Source organism: Rhodococcus sp. Leaf233 (assembly GCF_001426165.1).
GTDB classification, from domain to species: Bacteria; Actinomycetota; Actinomycetes; order Mycobacteriales; family Mycobacteriaceae; genus Rhodococcoides; species Rhodococcoides fascians.
The window spans coordinates 81620-99849 of record NZ_LMRO01000009.1 but is presented as its reverse complement, the minus strand read 5'-3'; the positions used below and the strand labels follow the sequence as shown (position 1 = coordinate 99849).

General features: G+C 64.2%; 20 protein-coding genes. 10 read left to right on the top strand and 10 right to left on the bottom strand.

Annotation, left to right across the window (positions count from 1 at the left end):
- Positions 1 to 756: 756 nt before the first annotated feature.
- From ASH04_RS11225 to ASH04_RS11205, 5 genes are read left to right on the top strand one after another with little or no spacing between them, the layout of a single operon-like run.
- Positions 757 to 1980 carry an alkane 1-monooxygenase gene (locus ASH04_RS11225; RefSeq protein ID WP_057473917.1) on the top strand — a complete coding sequence of 408 codons (1224 nt, stop codon included), beginning with the start codon at positions 757 to 759 and terminating at the stop codon, positions 1978 to 1980.
- Entirely contained in the window at positions 1980 to 2144 is a 165-nt protein-coding gene (locus tag ASH04_RS11220) for a rubredoxin (protein ID WP_027495559.1), read from the top strand. The genes ASH04_RS11225 and ASH04_RS11220 overlap by 1 nt, the downstream gene beginning before the upstream one ends.
- Positions 2141 to 2314 (top strand): rubredoxin, encoded by a 174-nt coding sequence (locus ASH04_RS11215; RefSeq protein ID WP_027495558.1) that lies wholly within the window; start codon positions 2141 to 2143, stop codon positions 2312 to 2314. Before ASH04_RS11220 ends, ASH04_RS11215 begins: the two co-directional genes overlap by 4 nt.
- The gene (locus ASH04_RS11210) at positions 2311 to 3525 is read left to right on the top strand and encodes an NAD(P)/FAD-dependent oxidoreductase (RefSeq protein WP_057473542.1); all 1215 of its coding nucleotides are present in this window, start codon (positions 2311 to 2313) and stop codon (positions 3523 to 3525) included. Before ASH04_RS11215 ends, ASH04_RS11210 begins: the two co-directional genes overlap by 4 nt.
- Positions 3526 to 3535: 10 nt before the next feature.
- On the top strand, positions 3536 to 4168 hold the full coding sequence (locus ASH04_RS11205) for a TetR/AcrR family transcriptional regulator (RefSeq protein WP_057473916.1): 633 nt from the start codon (positions 3536 to 3538) through the stop codon (positions 4166 to 4168).
- A gap of 4 nt (positions 4169 to 4172) precedes the next feature.
- On the opposite strand, the gene ASH04_RS11200 is transcribed toward ASH04_RS11205, so the two are convergent.
- The 4 genes from ASH04_RS11200 to ASH04_RS11185 all read right to left on the bottom strand — a co-directional run bounded on the left by ASH04_RS11200 (position 4173) and on the right by ASH04_RS11185 (position 9017).
- Positions 4173 to 5069 (bottom strand): dioxygenase family protein, encoded by an 897-nt coding sequence (locus tag ASH04_RS11200; RefSeq protein WP_057473915.1) that lies wholly within the window; start codon positions 5067 to 5069, stop codon positions 4173 to 4175.
- Between the two features lie 8 nt (positions 5070 to 5077).
- Positions 5078 to 6154, bottom strand: coding sequence for a maleylacetate reductase (locus ASH04_RS11195; protein WP_057473541.1), 1077 nt, complete (start codon positions 6152 to 6154; stop codon positions 5078 to 5080).
- Entirely contained in the window at positions 6151 to 7938 is a 1788-nt protein-coding gene (locus ASH04_RS11190; RefSeq protein WP_057473540.1) for an FAD-dependent oxidoreductase, read from the bottom strand. The genes ASH04_RS11195 and ASH04_RS11190 overlap by 4 nt, the downstream gene beginning before the upstream one ends.
- 131 nt (positions 7939 to 8069) lie before the next feature.
- The gene (locus ASH04_RS11185; RefSeq protein ID WP_057473539.1) at positions 8070 to 9017 is read right to left on the bottom strand and encodes a helix-turn-helix domain-containing protein; all 948 of its coding nucleotides are present in this window, start codon (positions 9015 to 9017) and stop codon (positions 8070 to 8072) included.
- Positions 9018 to 9332: 315 nt separating this feature from the next.
- Between ASH04_RS11185 and yczR the strand changes: the two genes are divergently transcribed.
- The gene (yczR, locus tag ASH04_RS11180) at positions 9333 to 10796 is read left to right on the top strand and encodes an aminotransferase-like domain-containing protein (RefSeq protein WP_057473538.1); all 1464 of its coding nucleotides are present in this window, start codon (positions 9333 to 9335) and stop codon (positions 10794 to 10796) included.
- Between the two features lie 38 nt (positions 10797 to 10834).
- Here yczR and ASH04_RS11175 read toward each other — a convergent pair whose 3' ends face one another.
- The gene (locus tag ASH04_RS11175) at positions 10835 to 11284 is read right to left on the bottom strand and encodes a YdeI/OmpD-associated family protein (RefSeq protein WP_057473914.1); all 450 of its coding nucleotides are present in this window, start codon (positions 11282 to 11284) and stop codon (positions 10835 to 10837) included.
- 105 nt (positions 11285 to 11389) lie between these two features.
- A complete protein-coding gene (locus ASH04_RS11170; RefSeq protein ID WP_057473913.1) occupies positions 11390 to 11857 on the bottom strand; it encodes an SRPBCC family protein in 468 nt (155 codons plus the stop codon).
- Positions 11858 to 11955: 98 nt separating this feature from the next.
- Here ASH04_RS11170 and ASH04_RS11165 point away from each other — a divergent pair, with 98 nt between their 5' ends.
- Together ASH04_RS11165 and ASH04_RS11160 are read left to right on the top strand one after the other, a co-directional pair.
- Positions 11956 to 12564 carry a ClpP family protease gene (locus tag ASH04_RS11165; RefSeq protein ID WP_032383042.1) on the top strand — a complete coding sequence of 203 codons (609 nt, stop codon included), beginning with the start codon at positions 11956 to 11958 and terminating at the stop codon, positions 12562 to 12564.
- Complete coding sequence (locus ASH04_RS11160) at positions 12561 to 13190, top strand: ClpP family protease (RefSeq protein WP_032383043.1); 630 nt, start codon at positions 12561 to 12563, stop codon at positions 13188 to 13190. The genes ASH04_RS11165 and ASH04_RS11160 overlap by 4 nt, the downstream gene beginning before the upstream one ends.
- On the opposite strand, the gene ASH04_RS11155 is transcribed toward ASH04_RS11160, so the two are convergent.
- Positions 13148 to 13450, bottom strand: a complete 303-nt coding sequence (locus ASH04_RS11155) for a helix-turn-helix domain-containing protein (protein WP_045841141.1) — start codon at positions 13448 to 13450, stop codon at positions 13148 to 13150. The genes ASH04_RS11160 and ASH04_RS11155 overlap by 43 nt on opposite strands.
- 66 nt (positions 13451 to 13516) lie before the next feature.
- A complete protein-coding gene (locus ASH04_RS11150; protein ID WP_057473537.1) occupies positions 13517 to 14191 on the bottom strand; it encodes a class I SAM-dependent methyltransferase in 675 nt (224 codons plus the stop codon).
- A 100-nt stretch (positions 14192 to 14291) separates the two neighbouring features.
- Here ASH04_RS11150 and ASH04_RS11145 point away from each other — a divergent pair, with 100 nt between their 5' ends.
- Entirely contained in the window at positions 14292 to 14963 is a 672-nt protein-coding gene (locus tag ASH04_RS11145) for a TetR/AcrR family transcriptional regulator (protein ID WP_057473536.1), read from the top strand.
- The gene (locus ASH04_RS11140; RefSeq protein WP_057473535.1) at positions 14960 to 15892 is read left to right on the top strand and encodes a TIGR01777 family oxidoreductase; all 933 of its coding nucleotides are present in this window, start codon (positions 14960 to 14962) and stop codon (positions 15890 to 15892) included. Before ASH04_RS11145 ends, ASH04_RS11140 begins: the two co-directional genes overlap by 4 nt.
- Positions 15893 to 15908: 16 nt before the next feature.
- Here the strand turns inward: ASH04_RS11140 and ASH04_RS11135 are convergent, their stop codons facing one another.
- Complete coding sequence (locus ASH04_RS11135; RefSeq protein WP_027495548.1) at positions 15909 to 16664, bottom strand: SDR family NAD(P)-dependent oxidoreductase; 756 nt, start codon at positions 16662 to 16664, stop codon at positions 15909 to 15911.
- Positions 16661 to 18220: an AMP-binding protein gene (locus ASH04_RS11130; protein ID WP_057473534.1), complete on the bottom strand. Its 1560-nt coding sequence runs from the start codon at positions 18218 to 18220 to the stop codon at positions 16661 to 16663. The genes ASH04_RS11135 and ASH04_RS11130 overlap by 4 nt, the downstream gene beginning before the upstream one ends.
- Positions 18221 to 18230 lie beyond the last annotated feature (10 nt).

Sequence of the window (18230 nt, the reverse complement as noted above, 5' to 3'; positions counted from 1 at the left end):
TCGCTCGGGTGTCATATGTAGGAGCGGTGGAGCAAGGCTTCCCTCCTCGCTCCACCGACTCGAACTCTACTCCTGATCGAACAGGTGTGCGAATCTTATCGGCACATTCGCCGGTTTGTACCATCCAACTTGTGCACAAACCCGAGAAGTGACCTACAGTCTGTGCCATGCTCCAGAAAAGGGGTCCGAACGGCGTTCGGCCGCCAGGCTCGACCAGCCCAATCCAGTTGGCACTCTTAGCAATACTCATTATTGCGGCGATCGCTCTCGTCGTACTCGCCATCGCCGAGGGCCGCTTCTAGCCGTTCGCCATCGAGCGTGTGCGGCGATGCCCCGCGTTCACTCCTACCGCTTCGCCACTGACGCTCCGCGGGCTGCGCCGGCATTCTCGCCGACGCAGCCCCTTCGGGTCAGGATCCGAGGATTGCGCTCACTGCGGTGCTGCCGCTCTCGGCACTTCCGCTGCCGATGAGCCCGAGGATGACGTCGACGATGATCTTGGCGATGAATGCGTCCATAACTACTCCTGATGTGAAGTACCCCCGACGGGATACAGACGGACCTGCGAGTGCCGTGACCATTCGTGACCGATCACAACGAGTCGGAAGGTAGCAGGCCGATTCGTCCAATCGGTGACGCTGTGACTGCCGCAACAATCCATCCGCCTGATGTACAAATATCTTGATTTGTACACACAGGATACAAATTGCGCGTATTGTCCACAGCACAGTGATCCCCCCTACACGAGGAGTGACGATGACGGCATCGAATGTCGACGATCAGGCACAGGCGCCCGTCGACGAGTGGCACGACCGCAAGCGATACTTCTGGCTCATGGGCCTGATCCCGCCGACGGCGGTGTTTCTGGCAACCGGCCTGGTGTGGGCTTTCAACCAGCTCGGCTGGAACGCCGTGGCGCCGGTCTGGTGGTGGATCGGCGCGCTGCTCGTCTACGGGTTGCTCCCGATCCTCGACAGGTTCTTCGGGCCGGACGGCGACAACCCGCCCGACGAGGTGATGAAGGCGCTCGAGGAAGACAAGTACTACCGCTACTGCACGTACGCCTACATTCCGTTCCAGCTCGCCAGCCTGGTGTTCGCCTGCTACCTCTGGTCCGCCGACAACCTCTCGTGGCTCGGCATCGACGGCGGTCTGGGGCTGCTCTCGAAAATCGGCCTGGCCATCAGCATCGGTGTCATGGGCGGCGTGGGCATCAACACCGCACACGAGCTCGGTCACAAGAAGGACGACCTCGAACGCTGGCTGTCGAAAATCACACTGGCGCAGACGTTCTACGGCCACTTCTACATCGAACACAACCGCGGTCACCACGTGCGCGTCGCTACTCCCGAGGATCCGGCGAGCTCCAAGTTCGGTGAGAGCTTCTGGGCCTTCCTCCCCCGCAGCGTGTGGGGAAGCCTGCGGTCGTCCTGGGAACTCGAGAAGACTCGCATGGAGCGACTGGGCAAGAGCACGTGGAGTATTCACAATGATGTACTCAACGCGTGGCTGATGTCCGTCGTCCTCTACACGGTCCTTGCCGTTGTGTTCGGCCCGATCGTGTTGCCGTTCTTGGCCGTTCAGGCAATCTACGGCTTTTCGCTGCTCGAAACGGTCAACTACCTCGAGCACTACGGCCTCCAGCGCCAGAAGAAGGACAACGGCCGCTACGAGCGATGCACCCCCGAGCACAGCTGGAACTCCGATCACATCGTGACCAACATCTTCCTGTATCACCTTCAGCGACACAGTGATCACCATGCCAACCCCACCCGGCGCTACCAGACTCTGCGCAGCATGGACGGAGCACCCAACCTGCCGAGCGGTTACGCAAGCATGATCTCGCTGGCCTACTTCCCGCCCGTGTGGCGCAAGGTGATGGATCACCGCGTTCTCGATCACTACGACGGCGACATCACTCGCGTCAACATCCAGCCGTCCAAGCGGGAGAAGATCCTCGCTGCCTACGGAGCGAAGTGATGGCTGTCTACGAATGCCCGGTGTGCGAGTTCGTCTACGACGAGACCGCGGGCGCACCACGCGAGGGCTTCCCGGCCGGAACTCCGTGGTCCGAGGTACCCGACGAGTGGCCGTGCCCCGACTGCGGCGTCCGAGAGAAAATCGACTTCAGGAGCAAGCAATGAAGCTTTATCGCTGTGTGCAATGCGGATTCGAGTACGACGAAGAGCTCGGCTGGCCCGAGGACGGCATCGAACCCGGCACGCGTTGGGACGACATTCCCGACGACTGGTCGTGCCCCGACTGCGGTGCGGCCAAGGCCGATTTCGAGATGGTCGAGGTCGAGCGCGGGTGACCGCTCGCCAACCCGGCAACGTCGTGATCGTCGGCACCGGGGCCGCCGGATACACCGCCGCCAAAGTGCTTCGCGCCGAGGGTTTCACCGGATCCATCACGATCGTCGGTAGCGAACCGGAGACCACGTACCGTCGACCGACTGTCTCCAAGGAACTGCTGCTGGGTACGAAATCGGTCGATCAGGTTCAGCTCGGTGCAGCCATCGACGGGGTCGATGTACGCACAGGCGTCACGGCTACCGCCGTCACCGATTCCGAGGTGCACCTGGACGTGGGAGCTCCGGTCCCGTACGACGCTCTGCTGCTGGCAACGGGTTCTCGTGCACGGCAACTCGACCTACCGGGTGCCGCGCACGTGTTCACCCTTCGCACCGCAGCCGATGTCGCCCCACTGCAGGCCGACATCGTCCGCACGAGATCACTGTTGGTGATCGGCGGCGGCCTGATCGGGTGCGAGGCGGCGGCAGCGGCACGATCGCTCGGTGCCGAGGTCACGGTGTTGGAGGCGGCATCGGCTCCGCTGAATCGGATCGCACCGGCCGCGATCTCGCAGATGTACCGAGACCTGCATGCCGACAACGGCGTCACGATGCACACCGACGTCGCCGTGACCGGCCTGGAGAAGCTGGCCGAAGGCACCGTTCTCGCAACCTCCGAGGACGGTCGTTCATGGTCCGCCGGCACCGTGCTGATGTCCGTCGGCTCGGTCGCGAACACCGAGCTCGGGGCGGACCTGGGCCTCGAGACCGCGTCGGGAATCTTGGTGGACGCCGGCATGCGTACGTCGAGACCGAACGTCTACGCCGCGGGCGACGTCGCCGAAGTTCCCAACTCGGTACTCGGCGGGACGTATCGGAGTGAGCACTGGAACGGAGCCGTCGATCAGGCGACCCGGGCGGCGCGATCCATCCTCGGTCTCGATGTGGGTGCTCTCGATGTTCCGTGGGGATGGTCCATGCAGCACGGCGTCAACCTGCAATTCGCGGGGTGGACCGATGCACGCGACGAGTATTTCGTGGTTCGCGGCTCCATCGAAAGCCGTCGGTTCACGGCCTGCGCGGTGCGCGACGACAGGCTCGTCGGGGCAATCGGGGTAGGTCATCCGAAGGACATCCGGCAGGTCCGCACCCTCATCGCGAGCGCGGACCCCGTCGATCGGAACAGTCTCGAAGAAGGTTGGCTGGACAGGCCACATGCGGTCGTTCGATAGAGTCGTGTTCATGCCCGCCGCCGAACAGACGTCGACTCCCGGTCGATACCGTGAAGCCGCGTCCACTCTGGCGCGCGATGTGGCGCTCGATGCGCTGCGCGAGTTGTTGCACGAGCGCAACTGGCGCAACGTCACGATGAGCCACATCGCCAAGGCCGCGGGGTTGAGCAGGCAGAGTCTGTACAACGAGTTCGGTTCGCGACGCGGCGTCGCACAGGGGTATGCCATCAGATTGACGGACGCGTTCGTCGCGATGTGCGAGACCGCGCTGTACCAACACGAGAACGATGCGTCGGCCGCTCTGAGACAGGGCTTTTCGTCGTTCTTCGAGCTGAGCGGTCTGGATCCACTCGTCCGATCTCTGCACAGCGGCGACGCGCCGGAGGATCTTCTGCGCCTGATCACCACCGACAGTGAGGTGCTGATCGACCGTGCGGGCGAGCGTCTGGCGGAGACATTTCAGCGTGGATGGGTGGGCGCAAGTCCACGACAGGCCGACGTCATCAGCAAGTCCATCGTGCGCCTGGCCCTGAGCTACATTCCCGAGCCGCCCGACGATGTCGTCTCTGCCGCAGACGATCTCGCCCTGCTGCTGACGCCGTTCATCGACTCCATCGCCGGTGGTGCTCCAGCCGAGTCCTGACCCGTCAGGATTTGTCGGCAGGAACGAGCACGATGTCGAAATCGGCCCGCGCCCATGTCGTGTCGCCCACGTCTCGACCGTCCGGTGTCGGGGTGCCCGCCGGCTGCTCCACGAAGTCCTTGATCAACGAATCCTTGACCCCGAACACCGTGTCGCTGTCCAGCAGTTCGTCACCCCGAACGAAGATGTGCGTCACCAACGTTCGCATCCCCGGTGACGTGACCATGAAGTGCAGGTGCGATGCCCGCATCGGCGAGCGGCCGGTTGCCGCGAGCATTCGCCCGACAGGACCGTCGTGCGGAATGGGGTACGGAGTCGGTGTCAGCGCCCAGAATCGATAGCGCCCGGCGTCGTCGCTGTAGAGATGAGCTCGACCGCCGACGCGGGCGTCGTCGTACTGAACGTCGTAGAACCCGTCCTCGTCGGCCTCCCACACCTCGAGCCGGGCACCGGGAATCGGGTTACCGTCGGTGTCCCGTACGGTTCCTTCTACCCAGCACGGTTGTCCTGCAGCACCTCCCGACGCATCGCCACCATTCTCGATGCGCGGTGCATCGTCGACGAAGAATGGGCCGAACACCGTTGCTTCGGTCGCACCCGCGTGGGCAGGATTGTTGACGTTGATGGTCTGCATCGACGCACCGAGTACGTCGGACAGCAGAATGAACTCCTGACGACGATCGTCGGTGATGTGCCCGACCTCGGTCAGGAACGAAACAGCGGTGTTCCACTCGTCTTCGGTCAAGCGCACGTCCCGAATGAATCCGTGCAGATGCCGCACCAGCGACGTCATCACCTGTTTCAGGCGTGGGTCGGTGCACTCACCGAACGAGCCGATGACGGTGTCCACCAGTCGTTCTTCGACGGCGGTTTGGGCTTCGGAGACGGTTTCGTCGGTCATACTCTCGCTCACTGTTCGCTCTCGTTCGGCCGCTCGCCGGCCCATGCTGCTCGAAGAATTGTGGTGACGGCCTCGCGGGTGACGGGACGGGGGTTTCCGTACGATCGGCTCGTCGCTTCCTCGGCGATCCGGTCGATGTCGCTCTCCTGCATGCCCAGTTCGGCCAGGGATCGGGGCGCGCCGAGGGTCCGGCACAGGTCCCACAGTCGTCGGGCCGGGTCTGCGGTGCCCGGTAGCGCCCGGGTCAGAGCTGCCACCGCTTCCGGCGCGTGCGACTGGTTGAAGGCCAACACGTGCGGAAGCACCACGGTATGGGTCGGAGCGTGCGGCAGATTCAGCGTTCCCCCCAGTGCATGACACAGCTTGTGATGCAACGACATCGTCGTGCTGCCGAGCGTCGCGCCGCACAGCCATGCGCCGTAGAGGGCGTCGCTGCGCCCCTGTGGGTCGGACGGATCGGCGACGATCACCGGGAGCGCGGATGCGAGTGCTCGTACCCCGTCCTCGGCCATCAGTGCGATGATCGGGCTGATGTCGGGTGCGTACAGCGCTTCCACCGCATGGGCGACGGCGTTGATACCGCTGGTCACCGACAACTCGACCGGAAGACCTGCCGTCAGGTCGGGGTCGTAGAGGACGCTGCGCGGCAATACCGCTGTGTCGCGACCGGTTTCCTTGAGTCCGTCGGTCGTCATGCCCCACACCGGTGTCATCTCCGACCCCGCGTAGGTGGTGGGCACGGCGACGATGGGCACACGGTGTTTCAGTGCGATGGCTTTACCGAGCCCGATCGCCGATCCACCGCCGACTGTCACGCAGCCGTCGGCCCCCAGGGACACGGCCTCCGCGCTGGCTCGGGCGGCCAGGTCGGCCGGGACGTGCATCACGGCATCCGAACGTATTCCTACACAACGATCCCCGAGGATGGATGCCACCCGGTCCGCGACGCTCTGCTGGCTCGGAGAGCACAGCACCAACACCCGGCGGAGTCCGAGGTGATCGAGTTCGTCGGCCACGCGCTCCAGAGAACCGGAGCCGAATCGCACTCGCATCGGGTTGGCCTCGTAGGCGAAGTCGCCGATCATCGCGACAGCACCGAGGTCAGAGCCTTCCGAAGTGCACCTTCGGGGTCGTCGACGAGTTCTTCTGCACGCCAACAGATGTGCTTGTCGGGACGCACGAGCAGCGCGCCGCTCTCGGACACCTCGCGAAGCCGAGCCCAGTCGAAGTACAGGTCGGTCACCTCGCGTCCCGGTCCGATGACGACGGCCTCGAGCGGCACACCGAGTTCCTGGGTGATTGCGGCCGCGGCCGCCTCCCACGCCGATCCGGCAACTCCGGTGATGAGCGTGAAGCGCTCGTAAGGCGCAAGGTCGAGCATTGCGCGCTTGTTCAGATGATCGCCCACCCAGGCGTGGGGAAGGTGAGATCCGGGCAGGGTGGACACCTGGTGGTACAGGTCGCGGTCACGTGCAGGTTCGGGCAGCGCCCCCTCCGATACGATGGCCGACGACGTGTAGAACTGTCCCAATTCCACTCCGTGCGCATTGAATTCGTAGTTCTTGGTCTCCATCGCGGCGGCGAGTGCCGTTCGCTTGGCAGCGCCGGCAGGCGTGTTCGCCTTGCGCTCTTCGATCTGTTCGATCATCTCAGCCTCGGTTTTCGCGTCGGTGACGCCCAGCGCGTCGAACAGGCCTGCGAATTCACGACTGGAACGATTGGCCCGCTCGACGATCCGCTTCGCCACCGGGGCTCGCTCGGCACTGTAGGTATCGAGCAAGGATTCACCGGCACGGCCCTTCAGTACCGCGGCGAGCTTCCACGCCAAGTTGTAGGAATCCTGGATCGAGGTGTTGGACCCCAGACCGTTGCTCGGCGGATGTCGGTGGATCGCGTCACCGGCACAGAACACCCGCCCCTTCTGCAGATGTGTGGCGTGGGCTTCGTTGTTGCCCCACAACGACGTTCCCGTGATCTCGACCTCCAGCTCCGGCATGCCCAGCAGGTTCCGGACGATCGCGATGGCGGCGTCCTCGTCCACTACCGGCGGCGGCACCGAGATGTCGAATCCCCAGACGACGAGCCACTCGTTCCAGGGCCGAACCATCCGCACCAGGCCGGCACCGATGCCGCCCACATTCGATCCGGGCTGAATCACCCAGTACAGCACCGACGGTCGATGCCCGACGTACTCGGCGATGTCGGCCTTGAACGTGATGTTCATCGACCCGGCGATGTCCATCGCACCCTCGAACGGCAGGTCGATGTCGGCTGCGACCTTCGACCGAGCCCCGTCCGCGCCGATGAGGTACTTGGCTCGGATCGTGTACCGATTGCCGGTCAGCCGATCCATCACGGACACACTCACTCCCGAGTCGTCCTGCACATGGGAAAGGTATTCGGTCGAGAACTGGGTCTGCGTTCCTCGCATCGTCGCGTTCTTCACCAGGATCGGCTCGAGGTAGGTCTGCGGGATGTCGACGGTCAGGCACGGAGATGCGAGCTGGTAGTCCGCCTCGCGGTCGGCACCCGTTCCCCACGTGCGGATTCGGCCGATCTCCTCGCCCGCGATGGACGTGCAGAACACCGTGTCGCCGACGAGTTCGTGCGGGGTCGCGTCGGCGAGCACCTGCTCGGCGATTCCCACGTCCCGGAAGATCTCCATCGTCCGTTGGTTCGTGATGTGCGCGCGTGGCGTGTTGGCCGTCCAGCGGTACTTGGTGATCATGATGTTGGGGATGCCGAGAGTGGACAGCAGCAGGGCCGCGGACCCGCCCGCCGGACCCGATCCGACGATGAGCACGTCGGTCTCCACCACCGAGGAATCGGGCAGTGCAGTCGCCTTCTGACCGTCGTCGAATACCGGCATCGGATCACCCTTCGTCGTGCCCGACTCTGGTCTCGGGCCCTACGACCGAGTGTCCTGCATCACGTATCGGGATTACCCGAATGCCGGCGAGGTCGGCGCAAATGAACAGACATGGCCGATTTTTTCGGGTGTCACCCGGCTGCCCTGGTGATCACGGCGTCGCGTCGGGCATCGGATGCGCGACGGCCGAATCTCGCGACGAACGACCGCGAAAAGTAAGTGGCCGACGTGAATCCGCACGAAAGAGCGATATCGGCGACCGTCATCGATGCGTCGAACTTGCCGGTGAGCTGCGCATGGGCCCGCTCGAGCCGACGTTCGAGGATGTACTTGGGCACGCTGGTGCCGTCGTCGGCGAACACCCGGGACAGGTGCCGGGCACTGATTCCGACCGCACGTGCCACCTGCGCGGCGGACAGCGACGCGTCGGACAGTCGCTGTTCGATGAACGATCGCGCCGCCGCTCGATGGGCCGAGTTCAGGTCTGCGCGAGCACCGGTGGTCAGCACCGAGACGAGTTCGAGGATCGCGCGCTCGTCCGGCGGTGTCGGGTCGCGTCGACTGGTGGCACGCCCTACCTGTCGAGCGAGTGCTGCGGCGTGCACGTTTCCGTTCGGCGAGAAGTCGAGCACCGTGGGTTCCGAGGGCACCGCCGCTCCCGTTACGTCCGCGAACACCGACCGCGGCAGCTTCAGCACCAGCTCCTCGAGCCCGTGCGAGAAGCCGCGCATGAACGCTCGGTCTGCGTCGAACACCAGCCCTTGCCCCGGGCCGACGGAGCGAATGCCGTCCGCGGAGTAGAAGAACGCATCGCCGACGAGGCTGAAGTACATCATCACGGAATCCGACGGCTGCTGTCTGATCAGTTCGGCGTCGCGCTCGACCACGTGCGAAGTTCCGATGACCCGAGCCAGGTCGACCGAATCGAGTCGAAGATTGGTACCCGTCGCCTCGAGTTGCTCGACCTCCAGCATGCGGCACCGCAGCCCGATGAGTAGGTCCGCGTTGTGTCCCTCCCAGCGCTCGATCCGCTCCTCGAGCGGGAGATCGAGGGTGGAGAACTCGACGGGAACGGGCATGGGCTCGATTGTCCTCCGCGTACGCCGGTTGCGTCGGCGATTTGCGGTCGAGGGTGGTGCGCTCAGTGTCCACAATTCGACCGCTGAGGCGGAATCCCGTGGTGGGAGTCGAATAGTGGGCGGTCAGCTCAGTCGACATCGACACGACTGCGCGGCGGACCAGTAGGCGCGCTTCTCCCTCCCTCCCGCAGGGCGACCACGGTCCATCCCGCTCCAACCAAGGACAAGGCCAATACAGCTCCAATTGCGATCATGCGACAACAATGGACTGGTTTTACCGTGAATAGTTCAGTCCAGTGTGCGAGAGTGGACTGCATGGACTCGTTCGACGCCACCGCGATCTCGGCCCCGGAGTTGGCAGCACGTATCGGCCCGTCGACGCTGCGCAACAGATCCGGTGGTCCGCTCTACCTCGAGATCGCCGACGAGTTGCGGCGGTTGATCGAGAACGGCGAGGTACCGGCTCAGACGCGGCTACCCGCCGAGCGGGCACTCTCGAACAGTCTGGACGTCAGTCGGGTCACGGTGGCGTCGGCCTATCGCCACCTTCGTGAAGGTGGCTGGATCAGCGCCCAACGGGGCTCGGGCACATACGTTTCCCCGACGGGGTCGATGCCGGCGTGGAGTTCCCTCGCCGGCGACCGTGACGGTGCCACAGTGGAATTGGTCAACGCGTCACCGTCGGCTTCTCCTCTGCTGGCCGATGCGTACAGAACCGCGGCCGAAAGGATTCAGGGCCGATTCGCGTCCGGCGGCTATGCCCCACTCGGGCTGTTCGAGCTCCGCGAATCGATCGCCGCCTACTACCGTGGGCGCGGAGTGCCGACCACGGCCGAGAACATCCTCGTCACCTCCGGTGCCACCGACGCCATCCATGCGGTGTTGGCGACATTCACCGAGCCGGGCGCCCGCGTGTTGGTGGAGCACCCGACGTATCCGGGTGTCGTCGAACTAGTCCACTCACTCGGCGGCCGATGCATCCCGGTGCCCATCGACCCGGACGAGACCGAGGCGTTCGTGCCGGCCGCAGACCGTGCCGCACGTCAAAGCGCACCGACCCTGGCCTATTTCATGCCCGACTTCTCCAATCCATCGGGAGCTCGACTGCCCCTCGGCACCCGCCGACAGCTGTCCGCGACGATGCACCGCCACGCAGTACTGACCATCGTCGACGAGGTGGCAGCGGACCTGTCGCTCGACGGGTCGCCCGACATCGAACCCTTCGGGGCGGCAACGCCGGATAGTGCGACGGTGACGATCGGGTCGACGAGCAAGACGGTGTGGGGTGGGCTGCGAGTCGGGTGGGTTCGCGCCGAGGCAGGGTTACTGGCGAGAATTGCCGCCACCTATGCGCGACGCCAACTCTCGACGTCCATTCTCGATCAACTCGCTGCGGTCGAGTTGATGGGCAAATACGACGAGGTACGCCGAGTGCGCGCCGACATATCGAGAGTCGCACGTGATCACACCGTTGCTCTGATACGAGATCGATTGCCCGATTGGCACTTTCGCGTTCCGGACGGCGGGCTCGCATTGTGGTGTTTCCTGCCCGACGGTCTTCGATCCAGTGCCCTTGTCGCCGAAGCTCAGTCGCACGGCGTGCTGTTGGCACCCGGACTACGGTTCGGGACGGGATATGCCTTCGACGACCGTCAACGAATTCCCTTCACTCGTTCACTTCCCGACATCACGTCCGCTGTAGATATTCTCGCGCGCCTGTCTGCGACGGGCAGGCCGACGGAGGTCGTCGCATCGAACAGGCCCGCGACCGTGGTCTGATCGACGCGGGCACCCGCGCCCTCAAGCCGGGTAGTACGTCAGTGCCGAAGAGCCTCGACGATCGACGCGATGCGACGGTCACGGGTGTCGGCGCGCTTGGCGTCGGCGACCGATCGTGCGTGTTCTTTTCTCTTCGACGGAGACAGTGCGTCGAATGCGGCGCGCACCGCGGGGTCGGCGTCGAGGGCAGTGGCGAGCTCGGCCGGTAGCTCGACGGTGCGCGGTTCGGCATCGAGTTCGATGGTCACGTCGACGGTGTCGCCGGCCTCGACTCCGAGCGTGGAGCGCACACTCTTGTTCAGGCCCAGCAGGTTCTCCCCGCCCATGCGCCCGATACGTCCTGCCACCGTCTGCCCACCGATCGTGAACCGCACCGGCGGCGTCTTGGTGCTGCCGAGTGACGCGACCTGGGCGTCGGTCAGCACGATCGCAGCCGCTGGGCCGCGAGGCTCGAGGACCGTGGTCAGTTGAAGAACCGTGGACGTCATCGGCACAGAATAGCCGCGACTACAGAGCTGAGTGTCCACAATTCGCGTCGACGGGCGGAATTCCGCGCGCCGACGCGAAAAGGGGACAGCCAGCGCACCTACCTGTCAGGACTCCGATTCGATGATGCGCTTGATGGCCGCCAGGGTGCGCGGAATGCCGTCGAGTGCAGCCTTGCTGCGGGTGTCGATCTGCTCCTGCGCGGAGTCTCCGAATTTGCGGTGGAAGAGAGCGATGCCGTCGGGCAGGAAGTTCCAATTCTCGGTCAGCCGGGTGCCGCCGTCCACAGCTTCGAGTGTGTATCCCCAGCGCACGAAGTTGTCGCCGACGACCCACGCGAATTCGCGTCCGGGCTCGGCCGCTGCGACGGTCGAGACCGTTTCCCAGGTGCGGTCGGGAGTGACGTTGCGTCCGGTGAACGTCGATCCCACACCGCCGCCGTCGGGTTCGTTCCACCAGCATTCCTGGCAGATCGGGCTCCATTCACCTGTTCGGGTGACGTCCGATACGACGGCATAGACATCCTCGGTGGATGCGGCGACGACGACGGAATCGGAGAATTCGAGTGTGGTCATGCCTCCATTGTCCCTCGAGCGTCGCGCAGCTCTGAGCAGCGTCGCTGCCGACAGCAGAATCGTTGGCATGCAGCGCTATTCGTGATCACACTCGAATCATGAGCGAGACACCCCGAATGTTCCCACCCGAACTGCGTGACCGACTGCTGCGTCATCGAATCCTCGTGCTCGACGGCCCACTCGACGACGACAACGGCACCGTCCTCACCACCCACCTGTTGACGATGGCGGCCGAGAATCCGTCGGCCGATATCGCCCTGTGGATTCACTCCCCTGGCGGATCGGTGCCTGCCATGCTCGCGATCCGTGACGTGATGCACCTGATTCCCTGCGACGTCTCGACGTTGGCACTCGGATTGGCCTGCAGCGCCGGTCAATTCCTGCTGTCGTCGGGAACACACGGAAAGCGCTACGCGCTACCGCATTCGCGGATTCTGATGCACCAGGGCTCGTCCGGTATCGGTGGTTCTGCTGTCGAAGTGGAGGTGCAGGCCAACGATCTTCGTCATACCCGCGATACGGTGCTCGGCCTCATCGCCGACGACACCGGGCAGACACGAGAACAAATATTCGACGACTCCTTGCACGATCGTTGGTTCACCGCGGACGCCGCGCGTGACTACGGGTTCGTCGACGCCATCGTCAGTTCGTTCGATCAGGTCATGCCTGCGCGTCGGGTGTCGTTCGGGATGGAGATGGCCCGATGAGTACGTACACCATTCCCAATGTCGTCACCCGTGATTCGCGCGGCGAACGCGTCGTCGACGTGTATTCGCATCTGCTCAGCGAACGCATCGTGTACCTCGGTACTGCACTGGATGCCGGTGTTGCGAATGCGATGATCGCGCAGCTGTTGCATCTCGAAGCCGACTCCCCCGATCAGGAAATCTCGATGTACATCAACTGCGAGGGCGGCGATACTGCGGCCATGTTGGCGATCTACGACACGATGCAGTTCATCGGATCCCCTGTCGCCACAACATGTGTGGGGCAGGCGGTGGCGGCCGGCGCGGTGCTGCTCGCCGCAGGTGCGCCGGGTCGACGTTCGGCGTTGACGCACAGCCGGGTGGTGTTGCATCAGCCTGCGGGGCAAGGGCGAGGCACCATTCCCGATCTCATTCTCGCTGCCGACGAGATCGTCCGGGTGCGCGCCGAGATGGAGATGATTCTGGCGAAACACACCGGACGCGATGCCGCGAAGATTCGGCACGATACCGACCGTGACCTGGTGTTGACGGCTCCATCGGCGCTGCAGTACGGCCTCGTCGACCAGGTGCTCGAGGGACGACGTCAGGCAGCCATCAACGTCGCATTGCCGCGGGACAGGTCGTGATGCGCCAGACCTGAAATTTCGGCCATCGACGTGCCGAGCGCCCCGACGACGGCCGCAAGGATCTCACTCGACGGGTCCTTGCGGCCGCGTTCGAGCTCCGAAAGATACTGCGGTGCAATGCCCGCGCGCGCCGCCGTGTCCGCGAGTGTGTCGCCGCGGGAGTGTCTGCGCTCGCGCAGCCGGCGTCCGACCACCTCACGCCACAGCGGTTCCACTGCGCGTGCTGCTCGGCGCTCATCGATTCGTATGACCTCGCCCATGATCGGAGCCTAAGCCTCGATTCCATGGAGGGTCGGCGATTCTGCTCAGAGCAGAGAACCTTCCGATCACCCAGGCTTCGTCCATTCGATGGTGTGCCTGAATCCGACGCGATGTCGCATCGTTGCTCCGGGCAGTATCGCGTCGACCGACCGCTTCACTTCGTCGAAACTGAGCACCGGGTCCTTGACCGGGAAGGGTGCCGGCGGCTTTCCCGCTGAGCTCGGCCAGGGATGGCCGACGAAGCCGATCAGCGGGTTGGTCACGATGGATACGGCGTCCCACAGCAGGTCCCGGGGACTTCGTGGCGCAGCCATACCCACGACGAGCAGCCGGCCGTTCGGCGCGAGAACACGCTCGACGTGGCGAAGCGTGTCGTCGATGTCGAGGTGGTGGAGAACGGCGATCATCGTGATCAGATCGACGGATTCGTCCGCCCACGAGTCCAGTTGGCGTTCGGTGACGGCCACATTGGTGACGTCGGAGCACGCAAGACCTGTGCGGCGGCGCATGTCGGAGTCGATGTCGACTCCGGTGACGTGATCGAAATACGTTGCGAGAGAGTGCACGAGACCGCCACGGCCACAACCCACGTCGAGTGCCTCGCGTCGTCGGCTCGGCAGGTTGGCGAGAATCCAGCTGTGGAAGTAGTCGTTGTGACTCCACGGATGCCGCGCGTTCAGCGCTTGTACCCATTGAGCCCCCTTGCCTCCGATCAGCGAGGTTCCCATTCGTCTGAGCATGCGTCGAGTATCCAGGTCGGTCCCCGGCCATTGCGCTTGAACATGTTCAAAAATGGGTCTACCGTCTTTTTTGAACACGTTCAGAAAACGAGGTGACCGCATGGCCCGCACATCCGAGACGCGCGACAAGCTGGTCGAAGTGGCTCTTCGGCTGTTTCGCGAAGAGGGGTTCCAGGCCACCACCATGCGCCGGATAGCCGACGAGGCCGGCGTGTCGCTCGGCAATGCGTACTACTACTTCGCCGGCAAGGACGAACTGGTCAACGAGCTGTATGTGGTGATCCAGCGCGATCACCGCGAACGTGCGGAGCAGGTCATCACCCAGGGCGGGTCGCTGTCGGAGAACCTGGCCGCGGTTCTGCATTCCGGCTTGGACGTCCTGACGCCGTATCACGCGTTCGGCGGCGCTTTCCTCCAGCTGGCGCTGCCGACGAGGTCCAGCTCCAGTCCGTTCTCCGAGGAATCCTCCGACGCCAGAGCCATGGCCATCGATCTGATGCGCACCACTCTGGATGCATCGAAGCAGAAGGTACCCGCGTCGCTGAACGATGCACTCCCGCTGCTGCTCTGGATGATCTACATGGGCGTCACGCTGCATTGGGTCACCGATTCGTCCGACAACCAGGCTCGCACCCGCACTCTGGTCGACGGGCTCGTGCCCGTCGTATCCAAGGCGGTCCGTCTCGCCCGACTCCCGGTAGCGCGCGGCCTGGTAGCCGATGTCGCCGCTCTCCTGAAACGAATGACCTCACCAGAAGGGTTGAGTCGATGACCGATTCACCATCGACCGTCGTCCTGTGCGGTGCCTCCGGCTACATCGGCGGGTATCTGCGCAGCTACTACGAGGACCGCGGCATCGGCGTCAGGACGGTCGGACGCGGATCGTCCAGCGATGCACCATGGTCCGACCATCGCGGCCTCGTCGAGATCCTGAACGGGTCCGATCTGGTGGTCAACCTCGCCGGCCGCTCGGTGAGCTGTCGCTACAACAAGGCCAACGCCGACGCGATCATGTCGTCGCGAATTCAGACGACAGCCCAGCTCGGGCGTGCCTTGGCACAAGCGCAGAATCCGCCGGCGCTGTGGGTCAACGCGAGCACCGGAACCATCTATCGCGATGCCCGCGACAGGTCGATGAGCGAACGGGACGGCGAACTGGGATCGGGCTTCTCGGTCGAGGTGGCCAGGTCGTGGGAGCGCGAACTGTTCGACGCCGACGTGTCGATCCGCAGAGTGGCACTGCGGTTGTCGATCGTGCTGGGCGCGGGCGGCGGGGCGATCAATCCGATCATCGATCTGGCTCGAGTGGGATTGGGTGGCCGCATGGGTGATGGTGGCCAGATGTTCAGCTGGGTTCACGTCGATGACGTCGCTCGGACTCTCGACCATCTGTACGCCACCTCGAACATCGTCGGACCTGTCAACGTGGCGACACCGTTCCCGGTGACCAACGAGGTTCTGATGCACCAGGTTCGGTCTGCTCTCGGTCGCGATCACGGACTGGCGACGCCGGCATGGCTGCTGAAGCTGGGCGCACGGGTGATCCGAACCGAACCCGAGCTGGTCCTCAAGAGCCGGTGGGTCGAGCCGCAGGTGTTGACCGACACCGGGTTCGACTTCCGATACCCGACGTTGGAGGGTGCGTTGGCCGACATCGCATCTCGGACGCGACCCGGCCTGCTCCCCGTCGCACTCGGCTGACGGGGAGCACCGAGCGCTACACCAGGGACGCCGAGAGGCCGCCGTCCAAAATGTAGTGACTGCCCGTGATCCATGTTGCGCGGTCCGAGGCCAGGAACAGCGTCACTTCTGCGATGTCCTCAGGTGTTCCCAGCCGTCCCTGCTTGGCGGCGACCAGATCACCGAACGGGATCTGAGTTGCCGCTTCGAAGTCCGGAACGAGTCGTTCGACCATGGCGGTATCGGCGAACCCGGGGCATACCGCATTCACGCGTACTCCTGCGGCACGCATCTCGATGGCCGCGACGCGTGTCAGCTGAATGACGGCTGCCTTTGTGGCGCAGTACGACCCGAGCAGCGCCGTGCCGCCGACACCGGCCAGCGATGCGATGTTGACGATGTTGCCCTTCGACTCGACGAGCGCACCGATCGCGGCTTTCATCACCAGGAATGTGCCGCGCACATTGACGGCGTAGATCTTGTCGAAACTCTCGGTGGACTGCTGCAGCAACGGGGACGAGACCTCGATGCCCGCGTTGTTGACGACGATGTCCAGTCCGCCCAGAATCTCGACCGCGCCGGCGACGGCTCCCTGTACCTGGCTCTCGTCGGAGACATCGCAGTTGGCGGTGCCCTCGGCACCGATTTCCTGGGCCGTCGTCGCTGCGACACCTTCGTCGATGTCACTGACCACGACGCGCGCGCCCCGCTCGATGAACATCCGGGAGATGGCCTTTCCGATTCCGGCACCGGACCCGGTGACGAAGACTCGTTTGCCCTCGAACTCGCTCATACTGTGCTTCCCTTCGCTGGTGACGGTGCAGACATCGTGCTGCGTACTTCGGTCTTGAGGATCTTTCCCACCTTCGAGCGGGGCAGATCGGTCCATATCTGAATCTCTTTGGGAGCCTTGACGCTCCCGATCCGCGCCTTGACGTGTGCGATCAGATCCTCGGGGGACGCGTCGCGACCGGGGCGCAGAAGCACTGCAGCCGTAACTCGTTCACCCCACTTGTCGTCGGGAAGGCCGACGACTGCGCATTCCTTCACCGAGGCATGCGACAGCAGGGCCTGTTCCACCTCGGCCGAGTACACGTTGAATCCTCCGGTGATGATCATGTCCTTGGCACGATCGACCACGTAGAGGTAACCGGCTTGATCGAGGTACCCGATGTCTCCGGTGTGGTGCCAGCCGTGAGCGCCGACTTCGGCTGTGGCATTGGGATTCCGGTGATAGCCCTGCATCACGAGAGGTCCTCGAACCACGATCTCGCCGCGCTCCTCGCGATCGAGCAGGCGGCCGTCCTCGTTCATGATCGCCACCGTCGTCAGTGGCGTCGGCTTGCCCGCCGAGGTCAACCGTTCGACCGCGATGGAACCGTCACTCCGGAAGTGATCGGCCGGTGCGAGCGTCGCGATCATGTTCGGTGCCTCGGTCTGCCCGAAGAGCTGCCCCAGCACCGGCCCGATTCGGGTCAGCGCCTCCTCCAACCGTGTCGGTGACATCGGCGCAGCCCCGTACCAGAGGCATCGGAGCGACAACAGATCCCGCGTGTCGAGGTCGGGGTGGTCGAGTACCCCGTAGACGACCGTCGGCGGCAAGAATGCGTGCGTGATCCGGTGGTGCTCGATGAGCGAGAGAAACTGGCCGATGTCCGGAGCCGGCATCACGACCACGTGGCCACCCAGGCTCAGGATGGGGAATGTCAGTACCCCCGCCGAATGGGTCAACGGTGCCAGTGCGAGGTATCGGGGCCGGTCCCCGAACGGGTAGCTCATCAGTGCCGTCGCCGTCGAGGTCATCATGTTCTCTTCGGTGAGTCTGACGCCCTTCGGTTTTCCCGTCGTTCCGCCGGTTCCGGCGATCATGGCGAGCCCGTCGGCCGGTCGCCTGTCGACGACCGAGTCCGAGCGGTGTTCGACGAGCCATCGGTCGTACGACAGTGCTCCCGGCACGTCGCCGTCCAGGCAGACCAGCCATTCCAGTTGCGGCAGCTGGTCTCTGATGCGGCCGACCAGATCCGCGAATGCTTTCTGGAAGAACAGGAGTCGGCACCCGAACAGATCGAACAGTTGTCGATTCTCGTCGGCCTCGTTTCGCGGATTGATCGGACACCACACTGCGCCTGCGCGGGAGATTGCGAAAACGCAGGTCAGGGCGAGAGGGTCGTTGCCGGAGAGCACCGCAATACGATCCCCGGTCTCGATACCGTTGTGTTGCAACGCTCCGGCGATGGAGACCGTGTCGTCGTACACCTCGCCGTAGCTCTTCGAGGTGTCAGCCATGGTGAGGCAGGGGGCGTCTCGGCCCAGGGACATGCCCTTGTCGAGGTAGTCGGATAGCCGCATCGGCCGGGTC